The 18,314-nt window shown below is 65.8% G+C and carries 15 protein-coding genes; 11 read left to right on the top strand and 4 right to left on the bottom strand.

From position 1 onward, the window contains the following. Nucleotides 1-30 precede the first annotated feature (30 nt). The 11 genes from AC56LV_RS17200 (at nucleotide 31) to AC56LV_RS17150 (ending at nucleotide 14,417) form a co-directional block, all read left to right on the top strand. Nucleotides 31-360 (top strand): VanZ family protein, encoded by a 330-nt coding sequence (locus AC56LV_RS17200; protein WP_499559391.1) that lies wholly within the window; start codon nucleotides 31-33, stop codon nucleotides 358-360. Nucleotides 361-393: 33 nt separating this feature from the next. After that, the gene (locus tag AC56LV_RS17195; RefSeq protein WP_499559389.1) at nucleotides 394-1,170 is read left to right on the top strand and encodes a Crp/Fnr family transcriptional regulator; all 777 of its coding nucleotides are present in this window, start codon (nucleotides 394-396) and stop codon (nucleotides 1,168-1,170) included. 212 nt (nucleotides 1,171-1,382) lie between these two features. Continuing rightward, nucleotides 1,383-2,183, top strand: coding sequence for an ABC transporter permease (locus tag AC56LV_RS17190; protein WP_499559388.1), 801 nt, complete (start codon nucleotides 1,383-1,385; stop codon nucleotides 2,181-2,183). Next, nucleotides 2,183-3,403 carry an ABC transporter ATP-binding protein gene (locus AC56LV_RS17185; RefSeq protein WP_499559386.1) on the top strand — a complete coding sequence of 407 codons (1,221 nt, stop codon included), beginning with the start codon at nucleotides 2,183-2,185 and terminating at the stop codon, nucleotides 3,401-3,403. The genes AC56LV_RS17190 and AC56LV_RS17185 overlap by 1 nt, the downstream gene beginning before the upstream one ends. Next, nucleotides 3,400-4,803 (top strand): class I SAM-dependent methyltransferase, encoded by a 1,404-nt coding sequence (locus AC56LV_RS17180; protein ID WP_499559384.1) that lies wholly within the window; start codon nucleotides 3,400-3,402, stop codon nucleotides 4,801-4,803. The genes AC56LV_RS17185 and AC56LV_RS17180 overlap by 4 nt, the downstream gene beginning before the upstream one ends. Beyond that, entirely contained in the window at nucleotides 4,787-8,542 is a 3,756-nt protein-coding gene (locus AC56LV_RS17175) for a glycosyltransferase (protein WP_499559383.1), read from the top strand. Before AC56LV_RS17180 ends, AC56LV_RS17175 begins: the two co-directional genes overlap by 17 nt. Continuing rightward, nucleotides 8,539-10,236, top strand: a complete 1,698-nt coding sequence (locus AC56LV_RS17170; protein ID WP_499559381.1) for a DUF6311 domain-containing protein — start codon at nucleotides 8,539-8,541, stop codon at nucleotides 10,234-10,236. Before AC56LV_RS17175 ends, AC56LV_RS17170 begins: the two co-directional genes overlap by 4 nt. Beyond that, nucleotides 10,233-11,186, top strand: a complete 954-nt coding sequence (locus tag AC56LV_RS17165) for a glycosyltransferase family 2 protein (RefSeq protein ID WP_499559379.1) — start codon at nucleotides 10,233-10,235, stop codon at nucleotides 11,184-11,186. The genes AC56LV_RS17170 and AC56LV_RS17165 overlap by 4 nt, the downstream gene beginning before the upstream one ends. Then, nucleotides 11,173-11,580, top strand: coding sequence for a GtrA family protein (locus AC56LV_RS17160; protein WP_499559377.1), 408 nt, complete (start codon nucleotides 11,173-11,175; stop codon nucleotides 11,578-11,580). The genes AC56LV_RS17165 and AC56LV_RS17160 overlap by 14 nt, the downstream gene beginning before the upstream one ends. A gap of 1 nt (nucleotide 11,581) precedes the next feature. Next, nucleotides 11,582-12,622 carry an acyltransferase gene (locus tag AC56LV_RS17155; protein ID WP_499559375.1) on the top strand — a complete coding sequence of 347 codons (1,041 nt, stop codon included), beginning with the start codon at nucleotides 11,582-11,584 and terminating at the stop codon, nucleotides 12,620-12,622. Between the two features lie 91 nt (nucleotides 12,623-12,713). Then, nucleotides 12,714-14,417 (top strand): PAS domain-containing protein, encoded by a 1,704-nt coding sequence (locus tag AC56LV_RS17150; RefSeq protein WP_499559373.1) that lies wholly within the window; start codon nucleotides 12,714-12,716, stop codon nucleotides 14,415-14,417. Nucleotides 14,418-14,465: 48 nt separating this feature from the next. On the opposite strand, the gene AC56LV_RS17145 is transcribed toward AC56LV_RS17150, so the two are convergent. From AC56LV_RS17145 to AC56LV_RS17130, 4 genes are all read right to left on the bottom strand, one after another. After that, a complete protein-coding gene (locus AC56LV_RS17145) occupies nucleotides 14,466-16,046 on the bottom strand; it encodes a DEAD/DEAH box helicase (protein WP_499559371.1) in 1,581 nt (526 codons plus the stop codon). A 280-nt stretch (nucleotides 16,047-16,326) separates the two neighbouring features. After that, complete coding sequence (locus tag AC56LV_RS17140; RefSeq protein WP_499559369.1) at nucleotides 16,327-17,079, bottom strand: hypothetical protein; 753 nt, start codon at nucleotides 17,077-17,079, stop codon at nucleotides 16,327-16,329. Between the two features lie 23 nt (nucleotides 17,080-17,102). After that, on the bottom strand, nucleotides 17,103-17,723 hold the full coding sequence (locus AC56LV_RS17135; protein WP_499559368.1) for an LON peptidase substrate-binding domain-containing protein: 621 nt from the start codon (nucleotides 17,721-17,723) through the stop codon (nucleotides 17,103-17,105). A gap of 98 nt (nucleotides 17,724-17,821) precedes the next feature. Further along, nucleotides 17,822-18,265 (bottom strand): hypothetical protein, encoded by a 444-nt coding sequence (locus AC56LV_RS17130; protein ID WP_499559366.1) that lies wholly within the window; start codon nucleotides 18,263-18,265, stop codon nucleotides 17,822-17,824. Nucleotides 18,266-18,314 lie beyond the last annotated feature (49 nt).

Below are 18,314 nucleotides of genomic sequence, written 5' to 3'. Positions count from 1 at the left end.
CCGGGTTTCGGTGTACACAAACTTAGGCGGATGATGTCCTGGGAATTGATAGTCTTCATAGCCGCCTCTGGCGCGGTCGTCCTCGGTTGCTTGCTTCCTGCGGGATGGATTCCTCCGCTTCCCCACGACAAGCTGTTGCACTTTGGGGCCTTTGCGTTACTGACAACGCTGGCCCTGCGCATCGAACCGGACTGGACACTGCGTGCGTTCTGGCTGACCGGTCTGCTGGTGGCAGGCTTTGTGATTGAAGTGCTGCAAAAACGCGTACCTGGCCGTAATTTTTGCTGGCGCGACATGGCAGCCAATGCAGCGGGCATCGCACTGGTGGCGCTGGTTTTCGTACTGGTCCAGGCCGGCTGATACAAGCGACCGACATTGCACGATGAGATACCGATGACATCTTCGAACAAACGCAAGAACGACGCCGAGATCGCCCCGAGCGAACTCGTGCCCGACCCAGGCGCAGTAATGGACGCCAATCCGGTACCGCAAGAAGTCAATCTGCACATCCATTTGCGCAAGATTCCGCTACTTTCGAACCTGACCGACGAAGAGATCCTGCAGGTCAAGTCGCATATCCGGATCCGCCAGTACACCAAGCGCGAAATCGTGCTGCAAAAAGGCGCACCGGGCGACAGCCTGCTATTCCTGCTCACCGGTTCGCTGCAGGTGATCGACATTACTGAGGACGGCCGGGCAATCGGTCTCCGCCTGTTGCAGCCGGGCGACTTTTTTGGTGAAATTGCCGTGATCAACGGCTCGATGCGCTCGGCATCCGTCGTGGCACTCTCAACGGTGCTGGTGGCCCTGCTGCCGCGCGCGATTGCCCTGCACCTGTTTTCGCACTCGCCGTCGGTGGCCAACCAGATGCTGCGCTTCCTGGCCGAAAAAGTGCAGCGCGATTCCGAATTTCGTGCCTTGCTCAGCATTCACAACACGTCGCGTCGCATCTTCACCTTCCTCGACCTGCTCAAGGAAAAGAAGGACGGTGACGTTCATGTGGTCGAAAACCTGCCGACCCACCAGGATATCGCCAACATGATCAATACCAGCCGCGAAACCGTGACGCGCGCATTGCTGGCACTGGTGCAGCAAGGCATCATCGAAAAAGGCGCGCACCGCATCACCATCGTCAAGCCGGAAGAGCTGCAAAAGCTGATCCAGGGCTGAACCGCACGCGCCGCCGTGCGGGCGCCATGCGGCTGCCTGCCTCATCAAAATGTCACCATTTGTAGTGCGCCGTAGAAACTTGTGACACCCTGCCACGTGTCAAATGGCGATACTTGCCATGTTATAATCGACGACTTATCCCCATTTTTTTCGCCACTGGACGCGTCTCGCGCGACCCCGATTCCCGATGCATTGAGCAGCGTTTTCTACCTATGATTTCCCGAAATATGTTGGGCGGCGTGTGGCGTTACCGCGGTTTCATCGCGGGTAGCGTCCGCCGCGAATTCCAGGCCAAGTACCGCAATTCGCTGCTCGGCGCAGCATGGACGGTGCTCAATCCGCTGGCCATGATCATCGTCTACACGGTGATCTTTTCGCAGGTGATGGGCACCCGCCTTCCGGGCGGCACCGGCAACTTTGCCTACAGCATCTACCTGTGCGCGGGCGTGCTGACCTGGGGCCTGTTTGCCGAGATCACCACGCGCGGGCAGAACGTCTTTCTCGAACATGCCAACCTGATCAAGAAGCTGCAATTTCCACGCATCTGCCTGCCGATCGTGGTGGTGCTCAACGCGCTGGTCAATTTCGCGATCATCTTCGGCCTGTTCCTCGTGTTCCTGGTCGCGACCGATGCCTTCCCGGGCTGGAGCGCGCTGGCGCTGCTGCCGGTGCTGGCGATCCAGATCATGTTCTCGATCGGCCTGGCGATGGTGCTGGGCGTGCTCAACGTGTTCTTCCGTGACGTTGGCCAGTTCTTCGCGATCCTGCTGCAGTTCTGGTTCTGGTTCACGCCCGTCGTCTATCCGGTGACGGCATTGCCGGCCGAAGTACGCCCGCTGCTGGTCTGGAATCCGATGGCGTCGGTGGTGCAGGCTTATCAGGGCATTCTGTTGCACGGCGAACTGCCGCACTGGGAGAGCCTGATTCCCGTGACCGTGCTGTCCGTGCTGCTGTGCATGCTGGGCATGCACCTGTTCCGCAAGCGTGCGGGTGAAATGGTGGATGAATTGTAATGGGCGCGATTATCGTCAAGGACCTGGGCAAGGCCTACAAGCAGTATGGCAACCGCTGGAGCCGCCTGGCCGAGTGGGTGCTGCCCGGTAACAAACCACGCCACAAGCTCAAGTGGGTTTTGCAGGACATCAACTTCCAGCTGGCGCCGGGCGACGCGGTCGGCATCATCGGCATCAACGGCGCCGGCAAGAGCACGCTGCTCAAGCTGATCACGGGCACGGCCCAGCCCACCAGCGGCAGCGTCTCGATCAGCGGCCGGGTAGCTGCCCTGCTCGAACTCGGGATGGGCTTCCACCCCGACTTCACAGGACGCCAGAACGTGTTCATGGCCGGCCAGTTGCTGGGCCTGGCGGTCGACGAGATCGCCACGCTGATGCCGCAGATCGAGTCGTTCGCCGAAATCGGCGACTACATCGACCAGCCGGTGCGGGTGTATTCGTCGGGCATGCAGATGCGCCTGGCCTTCAGCGTGGCTACCGTGCGCCGGCCCGACGTGCTGATCGTCGACGAAGCGCTGTCGGTGGGCGATGCGTACTTCCAGCACAAGAGCTTCGAGCGCATCCGCGAATTCCGCAAGCAGGGCACGACGCTGCTGATCGTCAGCCACGACCGCGCCGCCATGCAGTCGATCTGCGACCGCGCGATCCTGCTCGACAGCGGCCGCCTGGCCAAGCAGGGCACGCCCGAAGAAGTCATGGATTACTACAACGCGCTGATCGCTGAACGCGAAGGCAGCACCGTCGAGCAGGTACGCACGCCCGAGGGGCGGGTGCGCACCACGTCCGGCAATGGCAGCGCGAGCGTGATCGATGTGGCGCTCGAGAACGAGGCCGGCCAGTCGCTGGAAATGCTCAATGTCGGCATCCCGGCCACGCTGCGCATCCGCGTCCAGGTCAACAAGAACCTGCCGCGCCTGGTGCTCGGCTACATGATCAAGGACCGGCTGGGCCAGCAGATCTTCGGCACCAACACCCATTACCTCGACCAGGCACTGACGCAGCTGCGCGCGGGCGAAGTCATCGAGTACCGCTTCCGCTTCCCGCTGAACCTGGGCCCGGGCAGCTATTCGGTCACCACCGCGCTGACCAGCAGCGAAACGCACCTGGCCGATAACTACGAGTGGCGCGACCTGGCGGCCATCTTCATGGTCATGAACATGAACCGGCGCGAATTTGTCGGCAGCAGCTGGCTCGAGCCACAAGTGGAGATCCAGCGATGAGCCAGACCACGTTCTACCGCGCGTTCGAAGACCGCTATCGCGGCTCGCGCGACGTCATCAAGGAGCGGCTGCGCGCCTATGCCCGCTTCACCGATACCCTGCGCACGCTGCCGGGCGAGCCGGTGGCGCTTGACCTGGGGTGCGGCCGCGGCGAATGGCTCGAACTGCTGGGCGAGAACGGCTTCCGGGCCGAAGGCGTGGACCTCGACGATGGCATGTTGGCGGCCTGCCACGAACGCGGCCTGGCCGCGCGCCATGCCGACGCGCTGGCGGCGCTGCGCGCCTGCCCGGATGCCAGCCTGGCGCTGGTATCGGCCTTCCACCTGGTCGAGCACCTGCCGTTCGACCTGGTGCGCGAACTGATCGCCGAAGCGCTGCGCGCGCTCAAGCCTGGCGGCCTGTTGATCATGGAAACGCCCAACCCCGAGAACCTCACGGTCGGCGCTACCAGCTTCTACCTCGATCCATCGCACCTGCATCCGCTGCCGCCAGGCCTGCTCGGCTTTGCCGCCGACCACGCGGGTTTTGCGCGCCACCGCATCGTGCGCCTGCAGGAAGACCCGCAGCTGCACACGGACGCGCCGGTGGGCCTGATCACCGTGCTCGAAGGCGTCAGCCCCGATTACGCGGTGGTAGCGCAAAAAACCGCCGGGCCGGCGCTGCTGGCGACGTTCGATGCCGCCTTCGACGCGCCGCTGGGCGTCACGCTCAGCGCGCTGTCGCAGCGCTATGAACAACAACTGGCCGGCCAGCACGCCGAGATCCACCACATCCTGGGCCGCATGGGCCTTGAGGCGAGCCACACGGCGCGCGACCTGGCGGACGAACGGGCGCATACCGTCGAACTGGCGAAGGCGCATGCGGGCCTTGCACTGCAGCAGCAGCAGTTCGCGCAGCACGGCGCCCAGCTGGCACAACAGCTCGACGAATTGCGCCAGCAAGCGGCGCGCCAGGAAGCGCGCCTGGCCCAGGCCGAAGCGTATGCGACCGAGATGTCGCAGCGCGTGGTCGACCTGCTCGCCAGCAGCTCGTGGCGCGTCACCGCACCAATGCGCAGCGCCATGACGCTCGCCTACCGGCTGCGCAATGCGCAGCGCGAAGGGCGCCTCGGCAGCGCAGCCCGTTCGCGCGCAATGCGCCTGACCCGGCGCCTGGGCGGCGCCGTGCTGCGCCGGCCTGCCATGAAGCGCGCGGTACGAGCCGTGCTGCGCAAGGTGCCGGCGCTCGAAGCGCGCCTCTACAAGCTCATGCTGGACCAGAGCAGCGCCACCCCGGTGGTGCTCGACACGCAACCCGGCGAACTGTCGCCACGTGCGGCGCGTGTCTATCAGCAGTTGCAGCAATTGCAAAATCAATCGAAACAGAATCAGGCAAGGACCAGCGATGCGGATAGTCATTGATCTCCAGGGCGCCCAGTCGGAAAGCCGCTACCGCGGCATCGGGCGCTACTCGCTGGCATTGGCGCTGGGCGTGGCGCGCAACGCCGGCCCGCACGAGGTGTGGCTGGTCCTGAACGCAGCGCTGGGTGAAGCCGTCGCGGACATCCGCCAGGCATTCGCCGGCCTGGTGCCGCCGGAGCGCATCTGCCTGTTCGATGGCGCTGGCAACAGCGCCGAAGTGCATCCGGTGAACTCGCCGCGCGCGCGCGCCGGCGAGCTGCTGCGCGAATATGCCATCGCCCAGCTGCGCCCGGACGCGGTGCTCGTCACCAGTCTGTTCGAAGGCTATGTGGACGACGCCGTGGTCTCGATCGGCCAGTTCGACGATGGCGCCGCCACCGCTGCCGTGCTGTATGACCTGATCCCCTTCCTCAAGCCGCAGCAATACCTGCGCCAGCCCGAACAGCGCAGCTACTACGATCGCAAGATCGCGTCGCTGCGCCAGGCCGGCCTGCTCTTGGCGATCTCGGACTACTCGCGCCAGGAAGCGATTGACGCGCTCGGCCTGGATCCGTCGCGCGTGGTGTCGATCTCGACCGCCGTGGACGAGACCTTCCACCCGGCCGCACTTGACCCGGACCACCTGGCGGCGCTGCGCGCCCGTTTCGGGATCGTGCGCCCTGCCCTGATGTGCGCGCCGGGCGGCTTCGACGCCCGCAAGAATATCGACGGCCTGATTGCTGCCTGGGGCCTGCTGCCGGCGCCACTGCGCGCCGCGCACCAGCTGGTCATCGCCGGCAAGATCAATGACGACGAACGGCATCGCCTCGAACAACTGGCGCGCCAGAACAACCTGGCTGCGGACGAACTGGTCCTGACCGGCTACCTGAGCGACGCCGACCTGATCGACCTGTATCGCAGCGCCGCGCTGTTCGTGTTCCCGTCGCTGCACGAAGGCTTCGGCCTGCCGGCACTCGAGGCAATGGCCTGCGGCGCGCCGGTGATCGGCGCCGACAGCACCAGCATTCCTGAAGTGATCGGCAATCCTGACGCACTGTTCGACGGCCGCAAGCCGGCCGCCATCGCCGAACGCATTGCCGCCGTACTGGGCGACCCGGCGCTGCAGGCGCGCCTGCGCGCGCATGGCGCCGTCCAGGCCCGCAAGTTCAGCTGGAACCACAGTGCGCAGCGCGCGATCGCCGCACTTGAAGCCCACGTGGCGCAACCTGCCACGCCAATTGCCGCATCGGCCAAACCGCGCATTGCGTTCCTGTCGCCGCTGCCACCGGAACGCACCGGCATCGCCGATTACGCGGTGCGCGTGCTGCCGGCACTGCTGCCGCACTTCGAGGTGGAACTGATCGTCCAGCAGTCCGAGGTCGTGCTGCCGCCGGAACTGGCGCACCTGCCACAGCATCCGCCGGCCTGGCTCGACCAGCACCCGGAGCGCTACCAGCACATCGTCTACCAGTTCGGCAACAGCCCGTATCACAGCCACATGGTGCCGCTGCTGCAGCGCCATCCGGGCGTGGTGGTCCTGCACGACTTCTTCTTGAGCAGCATGCTCTCGTACGAGCAGATCACCGGCGCGATGCCGGGCATCTGGACCCGCAGCCTGCTGCATTCGCACGGCTACGCCGCAGTGCAGGCCAGCGTGGCGCCGGACGGTCTGGAGCAGGCCAAGCACGACTGGCCGGGCAACCTGGAAATCCTGCAGGATGCCAGCCACGTGATCGTGCATTCCGAGTATGCGCGCCAGCTGGCGCGCAACTGGTACGGCCCGCAGGCCGGCGCCGACTGGAGCCAGGCGCAGTTGCCGCGCGCCGTGCCGCTGGAAAACGACCGCGCCGGTGCGCGCCGCGCGCTGGGGATCGGCGCCGATGATTTCGTGGTCTGCAATTTCGGGTTCATTGCGCCGACCAAGCATTGCATGGCCCTGCTGCAGGCCTGGATCGCCTCTAGCCTGCACGCCGACCGCGCCTGCCACCTGGTGTTCGTTGGCGCCAACCACGGCGGCGACTATGGCCGCCAGATGAGCGAGACCATCGCCGCCGCCGGCGCCGGGCGCGTGCGGATTTCGGGCTGGACGTCGGACGAGGATTACTTCCGCTATCTGCAGGCAGCCGACGTCGGCGTACAACTGCGCACCGGTTCACGTGGCGAAACCTCGGGCACGATCCTCGACTGCATGATTTACGGCTTGCCGACCGTCGTCAATGCCAATGGCGCGATGGCCGAGTTCCCGCACGACGCCGTGTGGATGCTGCCGGACATGTTCGCGCAAGAGCAACTGGTCGACGCGCTTGAAACCCTGCGCACCGACGATGCGCGCCGGCTGGCGCTGGCCCGCGCCGGCTTCACGCTGATGGGTACGCGCAACAGCCCGGAACGCGTCGGCCTGATGTACAAGGCGGCGCTGGAACACGACGCGCGCCGCCGCCGCGTGGACGGGCGCGCCCTGAGCCGCGCCCTGCTCGCCACGCCCGGCCTCGAACCTGACGACGCGATGCTCCAGCGCCTTGCGCGCTCGGTGGCGCGCGCACCCGATCCGCTCCAGCCGCGCCAGTTGCTGCTGGACGTGACGACCATTGCGCGCAACGATCTCAAGACCGGCATCGAACGCGTGGTGCGCAACCAGTTGATGGAACTGCTGCAACTGGGCGCCATCGGCTACCGGATCGAGCCGGTCTACCTGGACAACAGCGGTGAACAGCCGCACTACCGGTACGCGCGCAACTACGCGGCCCAGCTGCTTGGCATCGAGGCCGTGCTGCAAGGTCCGGATCCGGTGGTGGACGTGCTCGCGGGCGACATTTATTACTGCGCCGACCACTCGCCGCATGCGGCAATGGAAGCGGCGCGCAGAGGCCTGTATGGCGCCTGGCGCGCGCGCGGCGTGTCGATCAACTTCGTCGTCTATGACCTGCTGCCGGTGCTGCGGCCCGAATTCTTCCCGGCGCATGCCGATATCACGCATGCCGCCTGGCTCGAGTGCGTGGCGGCCGAAGCCGACCGCCTGATCTGCATTTCGCACGCCGTGTGCGCTGATCTGGATGCCTGGCTGGTCGAGCGCGGCATCACGCCGCGCAAGGGCCAGTTGCGCACCGGCCTGCACCTGGGCGCCGACCTCGAACTCGACATGCATGCCAACGCCGCGCCGTCGCCCATCGTGCAGCAGATCGCAGCCCGCCCCAGCTTCCTGATGGTCGGCACGATCGAGCCGCGCAAGGGCCATCTGCAGGCGCTCGAGGCGTTCGAGCAGCTGTGGGCCGACGGCGTCGACGTCAATCTGGTCATCGTCGGCCGCGAAGGCTGGAAGGGCCTGGCCGACGCCGACCGGCGCACGCTGCCGCGCATCCTGGAACGACTGCGCGCGAGCCCGGAACTGAACCAGCGCCTGCTGTGGCTGGAAGGGATCGACGACGACACGCTGCAACAGGTCTACCTGGCCAGCACCTGCCTGCTGTTCCCGAGCGAAGGCGAAGGCTTCGGCCTGCCGCTGATCGAAGCCGCGCACCACGAACTGCCGCTGCTGGCGCGCGACCTGCCGGTGTTCCGCGAAGTCGCCGGCAACCATGCCTGGTATTTTGACGGCATGGCGGGCGCCGACCTGGCCGCTGCCGTGCGTGCCTGGCTGGCGCTGTTCGCTGAGGGGCGTCACCCGACGCCGCAGGGCATGCGCTGGATGACTTGGCGCGAACAGGCGCGCGCGCTGCTCGCCCTGCTCGATGGGTCAGCCCCGCCCGTGCCGGCGCCATGAGGCCGCTGCTTCGCAGCGCAGCGCCCGGCGCCCGACGCTGGCGGCCCGATGCAAGCTGGTTGGGCGTGGACGACGCCGCCGGCCTGCTGCTGGCCGCCGCACTGGGCCTGGGCTACGCCTGGTGGTTGTACGGCTACCCGATGCTGCGCGGCACGTCGCCGTTCTGGTGGCGCGACAATGCCGACATCACGCAGTACCTGGCCGGGTTCAATGCCTACGTCCACGAATCCTGGCACTGGCCGCTACTGCGGCTGAACTCGCTCAACACGCCCGACGGCACCGTGGCCACCTTCCTCGACACGGTGCCGCTGTACGCGCTGATGCTCAAGCTGGTGCACCCCGGCGCCGGCTACTGGAATCCGTACGGCCTGTGGATCGCGCTGTGCTTCACGCTGCAAGGCGTGGGGGCATGGTGGATCTGCCGCGAGGCGCGCGTGCGCAACTGGGCCGCGCTGGCTGCACTTGCGCTGCTGCTGGCCAGCTTCCCGGCGCTGACCTTCCGCATCTCGCATACCAGCCTGATGTCGCAATGGCTGCTGGTGTTCGCGTTCGCAGTCTATCTGCGCAGCTCGCGCCTTGAGCGGCTGGCCACCACGGTCTGGACGCCGCTGCTCATCGGCGCGTTCTACATCAATATCTACCTGTTTACGATGGCCTCGGCGATCTTCGCCGCCGACGTGCTGCGCCAGCTGCTGCGCGCCCCTGCCACACGCGCCTCGATCGGGCATGCGTTGCTCGCGCCGGTCGTCGTCTACGGCCTGCTGTTTGCCAGCATGTGGATCATGTTGCTGCCGCTGCCGCCCGGGGCAAGCAGCCGCGAATGGGGGTTCGGTTACTTCTCGATGAACCTGCTGGCGCCGCTGCATGGCGGCTATCTCCTGCAGCTGGTGCACCCGATGGCGCACGACGGCCAGGGCGAAGGATTCAACTATCTCGGCGTCTTCGTGCTGGGGCTGGCGCTGACGTCGTACAAGCTCCTGCAGCGGCGCGAGCCGGACTTCTGGCGCCGTCACGGCGCCCTGTTCGGCGTGCTGGCGCTGCTCACGATCTTCGCGCTATCGAATATCGTCTGGCTCGGCAACACGCGCCTGTACGCGCTGCAATTGCCGGAGTGGATGGAAACCGTGACGACCACGTTCCGCGCCTCGGGCCGCTTCTTCTGGCCGGTCGGCTACGCGATCGTGATCTTCGCCGTCGTCGGCGCCGCGCGCCACCTGGCCTCGTGGCGCGCGGCCGCGCTGCTGGCGCTGGTGGTGTGGCTGCATCTGTGGGACCTGCAGACGCACCAGGATTACGTGCGCCAGACCGTGGCCCAGAACGCTGCGCCATCGATCGACGAAGCGCGCTGGAACGCGTTTCTCGGCCCCGGCGTGCGCGCCATGCACTTTTATCCGCCGTTCCGTTGCGGCGAAACGGCCGGTTCGCATGCACTGCTTCCAGTGATGCGCTACGCAGTCGCGCACGGCTATCCGCTCTCAACCGGCTACATCGCGCGCGCCGCCAAGTCATGCGAAAACTATGGCGTGACCATCTCACGCCTGCCGGCCAGCACGGCGGTCGCCTTCGAGAAAAAGCTGTTCCCTCTTCAGGCCGATGCCGAGCGCCTGATGGGCAATGACGCTACCTGCGCCGACATGAACATCGTGTTCCTGTGCCGCCGTAACAGTATCCCACTTGCCAACGACAAACCATGAAGAAACGCGTATCCCTGGTTGCCCCGTTCTACAACGAATCGGGCAATGTGCATGAGTTCTTCCGCCGTGTGGCGGCGCTGGCGGCCACGCTGCCGCAGTACGATTTCGAGGTTATCGCCGTCAATGACGGCAGTCGCGATACGACCTGGGACGAGCTGCTCCAGATACGCGCCACCCACCCGTGGGTCAGCGTGATCGACCTGTCGCGCAACTTCGGCAAGGAAGCGGCCATGACGGCGGGCCTGGACCGTGCCAGCGGCGATGCCGTGGTGCCAATCGACTCCGACCTGCAGCACCCGCCCGAGCTGCTGACGCAGATGCTCGAGCAGTGGGAACTGGGCGCCGAGGTCGTGCTGGCGCTGCGCACCGACCGCAACACCGATGGACGCCTGCAAAAGTTGTCAGCCACGTCGTTCTACCGCTTCCACAACATGATTTCGAAAGTCGAAGTGCCGATGGATGTGGGCGACTTTCGCCTGATGGACCGGCGCGTTGTACAGGCGCTGCGCCAGCTGCCGGAGAATCACCGCTTCATGAAGGGCCTGTTCGCCTGGGTCGGCTTTCGCACCGTGACGGTGCCGTACACGCCCGCCAGGCGGCATGCCGGCGAATCGAGCTTCAATGCCTGGAAGCTGTGGAACCTGGCGCTCGAGGGCATCACCAGCTTCTCGACCGCCCCACTGAAGATCTGGACCTACATCGGTTTGGGCGTCTCGCTGCTGTCCCTGATCTACGCCATCACCATCGTGCTCGACACCCTCGTCGTTGGCGCGGACGTACCGGGCTATCCGTCGCTGATGGCCGGCATGATGTTTCTGGGCGGCGTGCAGCTGATCGGCATCGGCGTGCTGGGCGAATACGTCGGCCGCATCTACCATGAGGTCAAGCGCCGCCCGGTGTACCTGGTACGCGAAGAACACGGCAACGAAAGCATCGATGACGTTCGCTGAGCGCCTCCGGTACCTGCTGGCCCGCTATCGCGCGTTTCTCGTCTTCGGCGTGATTGGCGTGATCAACACGCTGCTGCATTCCGGCACCGTGATCCTGCTGGTTGAAACCGGACTGACAGGACCGGTCGCGGCCAATGTGGCCGGGTTTGCCGTTGCCAACACCGTCTCGTTCTTCGCCAACTGCCGCTATACGTTCCATGCTTCACCTGACTGGCAGCGTTACCGCAAGTTCCTGGCCGTATCGATGGTCAGCCTGGCGCTGACCGTCGCCCTGTCGGCACTGGCTGAGACGATGCACTGGCATTATTTGATCGGACTTTTGCTGGTCCTGCTGTTCGGTCCCGTGCTCACATTCGCGCTGCACCGCGCCTTCACGTTCCGCCCTCAGGCCTGATATGACCCAGCCCCTTGCCACGCCGTCACGTGACCATGCACTGGACGGCATGCGCGTCGTCGCCACGCTGCTCGTCATCGTCATCCACGTCAGCGCCAAGGGATTCGGGCTGATGAGCGAGCGCAACTGGTGGGCGGTCAACGCATGGGAAAGCATCGCGCGCGTATCGGTGCCCCTGTTCTTCATGCTGAGCGGTGCGTTGCTGCTGTCACGGCAGCACTCGGTCGCTTCGATCGGCCGGCGCGAGTGGCGCATCGTGTTGCCGCTGATAGCCTGGTCAGTGCTTTATCTCCTGTGGTTCCGCCACACCGGCCAGCAGCAGACCAACTGGCCAGCCCTGATCGTCAACGGGCCCGTGGTGGGCCACCTGTGGTACCTGTATGCGCTGGCCGGCGTGTACATTTTTCTGCCTGTAATGGCAGCATTCCACCAGAACACCACGCTGCGCATACAACTGTTCTGCCTGTTTTTCTGGTTTATCGCAGCCAGCGTCGTGCCGCTTGAAATCGCGCTGACCGGGCGCCGGGCGGTGGGGATCGACTGGGCCGCGCTGCATCTGTATCCCGGCTACATGGCGCTGGGCGCCGTGCTGTACCGCTACCTGCCGGCAGTGCCGCGCCGCCCGCATGTGGTCGGCGCCTGGCTCGCGTGGATCGTGCTGTCCGTGGCGATCGCGGTGGCGACCTGGTGGCGCAGCCATACGCTTGGTGGCGCCAATGAAACCTTCTATGTCTATTCCAGCCCGCTCGTGGTGCTGGCCGGCGCAGCCGCCTTCGTGGCCCTCCGCGCGCTGGGTGCAACGTGGGCGCCCGAGGGCACATTCAGGCACCGGGGCATTGCCTGGTTTGCCGCTACCAGCTTCGGCGTCTACCTGATCCATGTCTGGGTCCTGTTTGCTCTCGACGCCAAAGGGATCGACTACCGCTTCATCAACCCCTGGCTCGGCATTCCGCTGCTAACGCTGCTGGCCGCCGGGATCTCGGCGTTGTTGATTCGCATCCTGCAAGCCATCCCGTTCGTGCGCGCAATCGCACCGCGCTGAAGGTAACCCCGGGGTTTGTGCGCTCACGAACGGAAACGAGCCTGCCAGTCCAATTAAAGTACAGGCCACAACCTCCGCTTCAAGGAAACGCATGGTACTCGGACCACCCAAGGACGACACGCTCAAGAAAGACCTCGATGTGCAAGGAGGCGGCCAGAGCCGCGGCGTACCGGCCGCCGGCCAGGTCGAGGGCAATGCCGTCAATCCGATGGGCCCGACCGAGGACAATCCCGGTGTGAACCACTGGCAGGCCAGCTATATCGAGCACGGCGGCCTGGACGAGCGCGGCAACATCTTCTTCGCGGCCGTGGAAATGACCCGCATGCCGATGCTGATCACCGACCCGCGCCAGCCCGACAACCCGATCGTGTTCGCCAACGGCGCGTTCGAAGACCTGACCGGCTACAAGCAACAGGATATCCTGGGCCGCAACTGCCGTTTCCTGCAGGGCCCCGACACCGACCGCAACACCGTGGCCGAGCTGCGCCAGGCCGTCGATGAAGCGCGCGCGGTAGCAGTCGACCTGCTGAACTACAAAGCCGACGGCACGCCGTTCTGGAATGCGCTGTTCTTCGGTCCGATCTTCGACAAAGACGGGCAGCTGCTGTTTTTCTTTGCGTCGCAGATGGACATCACCGAGCGCCGCACGACACAGGAATCGTTCCTGCAGGCGCAAAAGATGGAAGCGATCGGCCAGCTGTCGGCCGGCATGGCGCACGATTTCAACAACCTGCTGCAAGTCATCAACGGCAACCTGGACGTGGCGCTGCTGGGCACCGAACGCCAGCACAAGGCGCTCGAGCCGATCCGGCGCGCCCAGCGCGCGACGATGCAGGCGGCCAAGCTCACCCAGCAACTGCTGACCTTTGCACGCAAGCAGCGGCTCGAGCCGAAGCGCCTGAGCCTGAACAGCCTTGTGGTCGAGTTTTCCGACATGCTGGTGCGCACGCTGGGCGACAAGATCGACCTGCAGCTCGACCTCAAGCCGGGCTTGCCGGCCTGCACGATCGACCCGACCTATCTCGAGATGGCGCTGCTCAATGTGGTGCTCAATGCGCGCGATGCGATGCCTGGTGGCGGTGCAGTCAAGGTCGGCACCACCGTGCTGTCCGAAGAGCGGCGCCGCCAGCTGGGGCTGCGCGCCGGCGACTATGTCTGCATCTGCGTGGTCGACGAAGGCCAGGGCATGACGCCCGATGTCCGGCGCCGTGCGACCGAGCCGTTCTTCACGACCAAGGGCCCGGGTACGGGTCTGGGCCTGGCGATGGTGCACGGTTTCGTGCAGCAGTCGCATGGCCGCCTGGACATCGACAGCGAACCGGGGCGCGGCACGCAGGTGCGCATGATCTTCCGTGTGGCTGACCAGGCCGAGGGGGCTGCGGACGCCGGCGCAACGGCGCAGGGACCGGGCGCCGATGGCAAGCAACGCTGCCGCATCCTGGTGGTCGAAGACAATATCGACGTGCGAGAACTGGCCGAGGCGATGCTGCAGATGGCGGAGTATGACGTGGTGGCCGCGCCCAGCGGCGAGCGCGCGCTCGAGATTCTCGATGCCGACCAGGGGTTTGACCTGCTGTTTACCGATGTGATCATGCCGGGGGGAATGAACGGACTGGAGCTGATCGAGCGCGTGCACGCCCGGCTGCCCGAGATGCCCGTGCTGGTCACGACCGGCTATATGGAGCAATTGCCAGGCTCGGACCTGCGCAGCGACGGCCTGAACGTGCTGGCCAAGCCGTACCAGCACCAGGACTTGCTGGACCGGATCAAGGCGGCGTTGAAGCGCGCGCCCTGAGGCTGGTTTGAACGCGTGGACGGGAAACCCGTCCGTGCGAACCAACGATTACTTCGGCCCGCCGCCGAGCAGGAACGCCAGCTTCTGCTTGCCCGGCTTGGCCGGTGCGTTGACCGGATCGGGATCCTTGCGCGGGCTGCTGGTTGGCTCGTAGGGCTTCAGGAACCACGGGTCGACGCGCTCGCGGCGCGAACCCGGGCCAGGTCCGGTGCGCGGTGTGCGTGGCGCGCCACGGCCGGCTTCGGCGTCGCGGCGCGGGCCGCGTTCGGTATCGCGTGGCGCTGCCGCGTCGCGGCTGCCATCGCGCACGAATTCGCGGCTGGCGTCGCGCGGTGGACGGGCAGACTCGCGGCCAGTGTCACGACCGGATTCACGGCCGCCAGCAGCATCACGCCCACGGCCGGCCGGCGCGACGAAGCCGTCGAGCGTGCCGCGCGTGATCGTCTGCTTGATCAGCTTTTCGATGTCGAGCAGCAGGCGCTCGTCTTTTTCGGAATACACCGACAGCGCGTCGCCCGAAGCGCCGGCGCGGCCCGTGCGGCCGATCCGGTGCACGTAGTCTTCGGCGTTGTACGGCAGGTCGTAGTTGATCACGGCCGGCAGGTCGGTGATGTCCAGGCCGCGGGCGGCGACGTCGGTCGCGACCAGCACTTCAACACCGCCATCCTTGAACGCGTCCAGGGCCGCCATGCGTTCCTGCTGCGTCTTGTCGCCGTGGATCGCCGAGGCCTTGATGCCACGCTTTTCGAGGTGCGTCGACAGGCGCGAGGCGCCGATCTTGGTGTTGGAGAAGATGATCACCTGCTTGAGGTTGCGCGAGCGGATCAGGTGCTCGACGACGTCGCTCTTCTGGCCTTCGTCGACCTTGTAGACGATCTGCGTGACCTTGTCGGCGGTGGCATTGCTGCGCGCGACTTCAATGGTCAGCGGATTGTTCAGGAAGGTGTTGGCCAGCTTCTTGATCTCGGGCGAGAACGTGGCCGAGAACATCAGGTTCTGGCGCTGCTTCGGCAGCAGGTTGATGATGCGCTGCAGGTCGGGCAAAAAGCCCATGTCGAGCATGCGGTCGGCTTCGTCCATCACCAGCATCTGCACCTGGCCGAGGCTGACGTTCTTTTGCTCGATATGGTCCAGCAGGCGGCCCGGCGTGGCGATGACGATCTCGACACCGGCGCGCAGCAACTCGGTCTGTGGCTTCATGTCCATGCCGCCGAAGACGACGGTGGCGCGCAGCGGCGTGTGCTTGGCGTAGGCCTTGACGTTTTCGGCCACCTGCACCGCCAGTTCGCGGGTCGGCACGAGGATCAGCGCGCGCACCGGGTGGCGCGCCGGCGACATGCTCGGATTGGCATGCTGCATCAGCAGCTGGATGATCGGCAGCGAGAAGCCGGCCGTCTTGCCGGTGCCGGTCTGGGCCGCGCCCATGACGTCACGGCCCTGCAGCACGACAGGAATGGCCTCGGCCTGGATCGGCGTCGGGTGCACATAGCCCTGGTCCGTCAGCGCGCGCAGGATTTCCGGCGCCAGGCCGAAATCGGCAAAGCGCACGGCCGGGACGGCGTCGGCAGCGACCAGCACGTCCACGTCTGGCGTGACAGCGACTTCGGTATTGTTCGGGGTATCAGACATAGTTTTTTCGGGAAATCATTCGTTCAGCTCTACGATCGGGCATGTTGACCCATCGCGATCGGCAGTACGCAGCGAGGGGTGACAACGGAAACCGGACGCCGGCGCAAGGCGGCGGGACCGGAAGATTGGCCTGCAAGCGGGCCGGAGAAAGCGGACGTAGAGACACTTTTAGCGGGTGACAAGATACCCGAAATCGGCACCCCTGTATATGCCCGCCACTTTTTTAAGCAGTTTATCAGAAGAAACACCGGGAAGTGTGCAGCGCGCGGCGATGCCATCCTTACCGGATCCAGCCGCGTTGCTGGGCGGCGCGTTCGGCGGCCGGGTCGAGCGCGTTACCGGCGATGCGGGCCTCGATGGCGGCGCGCACGGCAGGCGGCGGAATGCTGCCGTCGAGCCAGGCAGCGCCGGCCGTGCCCTGGGACAGGACCGGAATCGTCCAGCGCCCGCGGCGCAGGCAGGCCAGGCCCGCGGTGGTATCGACCACGAAGCTGCGGCAATAGCCGCCATCCTTGGCCACGAACGTGATGCCGATGCGCACGCCGCTGTCGGACGGGCCCGGCGTGGCCAGTTGCTCGGCCAGGGCCGTGACCAGCGCGCCGCGCGCGATCAGTACGCCGTTGTCATGGTCGAGCACGGCCACGCCCGTGCCCTGCCCCAGGTGATGCCAGCCGAACGCGCCCAGGATGGCGCTGCCCAGCAGGGCCGCCGCCAGCGTCACCCAGTGCAGACCGACGACGCGGTTGGGCGCGGGAGGTTGCGGCATTGGCATCGGGCGCCCGGGGCGCAGGCTGTTCAGGTGCACCACCTTGGCCCCGTGCGGCACGGCGCGCTGCGCGTTGGGACCGCCATCGTGGCCATTGGCCGACACCCCGATGCTGCGCCCGTGCCCGCTACGCAGTTCGGCCCGGAGCTGGGCCACGCGCGCCGCCAGGACCGGATCGGCCCGCGCAGCCCGTTCGACCGCCGCACGCGCCGGTTCGGCAAGGTCGCCGTTGATGTACGCAATGAGCAAGTCGTCCGAGAATGTCATGCTGGCTGGACCCCGATGAGCGGCTAGGAAGTGATCAACCCATGTTCGTCGAGGACATCGTGCAGCAGTTCGAGCCGGATCACGGGATTATCAAGCATCAGCATATTGTGCTTTTGCTGGTTGGGCAATGGCAATAGCTCGCACCAGCGATTGGCGACCCAGCCACAGTCGTCGAGCCGGAACGGCGGCTGCACCGGCCAGCGGTGCTGCGGGACTTCGTGCAGCGAACTGAGCACGCGGTCGAGCGCATCGGCGGCGCCCTGCAGCTCGGATGGAATGCGCACGATCTGGTCGTCTTCGGCCAGTTCGGCTTCGGCCACCCACAGGCCGTTGACGCGCTGCTCGGCGGTGACGACATTGAAGCGCGCCCCGCCACGGCACAGCACCTGCAGCAGGCCAGGGGATTCAGCGGTGGTTTCGGTGACCGAGGCGATGGTGCCGGCCGCCACGAAGCGCTCTTGCCCGGCGTCGGCTTTGCGCACCTCGTGCCCGCTGGTGAGCAGGACAACGCCGAACGGCGTGCCGTCGACGATGCAACGGCTGATCATGTCGAGGTAGCGCACCTCGAACACCTGCAGCGGCAGCACCCCGTCCGGAAACAGCACCGTACTGAGCGGGAACAGTGGCATGGAAATCGTCGACATGGGTTCATGATGACAGAATCGCCGCCAACACGGGACACGATTGCCCGGGCCCACGGCTGCTGCGGATCACCCCGCCTCAGAGCCCGCGCCGCAGCCCATCAGTCTTGCGGCGAGCGCAGCGGCAGGTAGCGCACCCACTGGCGCAGGCTGCCCAGACGCCAGACCAGGCGCGCCCAGCCGGGACCGGGTGCGGCCACCACGCGCACGCGCACCACCTTGCCCAGCACCGGCGGGCACACGTACTCGAACACGCCTTCGTCACTGAATGGCAGACGCACGTCGCGCCCGGGCGCAACCTTGAGCGGACCGAACACGATTGGCACCCGGTCACTGTTGCGTAGAAGCAGCACATCCTGCACGCCACGCGTCAGGCGGATTTCGCCCGGTACAGTCATGCCACTCACCGTCACGCCGGGTGGAAATGCCAATAGTAACTGGTGACTGCGCCCCTTGATCGGCGCCAGCATGCTCCACAGCACGGCCAAGCCAAGCGCCGCGGCCAGCACCGTGAATGGCAGATGGCGATGCAGAAATTGCCTCATATTGCACCCTCGTACTTACAAGAAAGGCGATTCCGGCTAGAATGTTTCA

This window comes from Telluria sp. RB2R28 (assembly GCF_059685835.1).
This window is presented reverse-complemented; position numbering and strand designations above follow the sequence as displayed.

Excerpts from the sequence above, each read along its gene's own strand:
- AC56LV_RS17200 (WP_499559391.1), top strand. The coding sequence starts at position 31 with ATGATGTCCTGGGAATTGATAGTCTTCATAGCCGCCTCTGGCGCGGTC.
- AC56LV_RS17195 (WP_499559389.1), top strand. The coding sequence starts at position 394 with ATGACATCTTCGAACAAACGCAAGAACGACGCCGAGATCGCCCCGAGC.
- AC56LV_RS17190 (WP_499559388.1), top strand. The coding sequence starts at position 1,383 with ATGATTTCCCGAAATATGTTGGGCGGCGTGTGGCGTTACCGCGGTTTC.
- AC56LV_RS17185 (WP_499559386.1), top strand. The coding sequence starts at position 2,183 with ATGGGCGCGATTATCGTCAAGGACCTGGGCAAGGCCTACAAGCAGTAT.
- AC56LV_RS17180 (WP_499559384.1), top strand. The coding sequence starts at position 3,400 with ATGAGCCAGACCACGTTCTACCGCGCGTTCGAAGACCGCTATCGCGGC.
- AC56LV_RS17175 (WP_499559383.1), top strand. The coding sequence starts at position 4,787 with ATGCGGATAGTCATTGATCTCCAGGGCGCCCAGTCGGAAAGCCGCTAC.
- AC56LV_RS17170 (WP_499559381.1), top strand. The coding sequence starts at position 8,539 with ATGAGGCCGCTGCTTCGCAGCGCAGCGCCCGGCGCCCGACGCTGGCGG.
- AC56LV_RS17165 (WP_499559379.1), top strand. The coding sequence starts at position 10,233 with ATGAAGAAACGCGTATCCCTGGTTGCCCCGTTCTACAACGAATCGGGC.
- AC56LV_RS17160 (WP_499559377.1), top strand. The coding sequence starts at position 11,173 with ATGACGTTCGCTGAGCGCCTCCGGTACCTGCTGGCCCGCTATCGCGCG.
- AC56LV_RS17155 (WP_499559375.1), top strand. The coding sequence starts at position 11,582 with ATGACCCAGCCCCTTGCCACGCCGTCACGTGACCATGCACTGGACGGC.
- AC56LV_RS17150 (WP_499559373.1), top strand. The coding sequence starts at position 12,714 with ATGGTACTCGGACCACCCAAGGACGACACGCTCAAGAAAGACCTCGAT.
- AC56LV_RS17145 (WP_499559371.1), bottom strand. The coding sequence starts at position 16,046 with ATGTCTGATACCCCGAACAATACCGAAGTCGCTGTCACGCCAGACGTG.
- AC56LV_RS17140 (WP_499559369.1), bottom strand. The coding sequence starts at position 17,079 with ATGACATTCTCGGACGACTTGCTCATTGCGTACATCAACGGCGACCTT.
- AC56LV_RS17135 (WP_499559368.1), bottom strand. The coding sequence starts at position 17,723 with ATGTCGACGATTTCCATGCCACTGTTCCCGCTCAGTACGGTGCTGTTT.
- AC56LV_RS17130 (WP_499559366.1), bottom strand. The coding sequence starts at position 18,265 with ATGAGGCAATTTCTGCATCGCCATCTGCCATTCACGGTGCTGGCCGCG.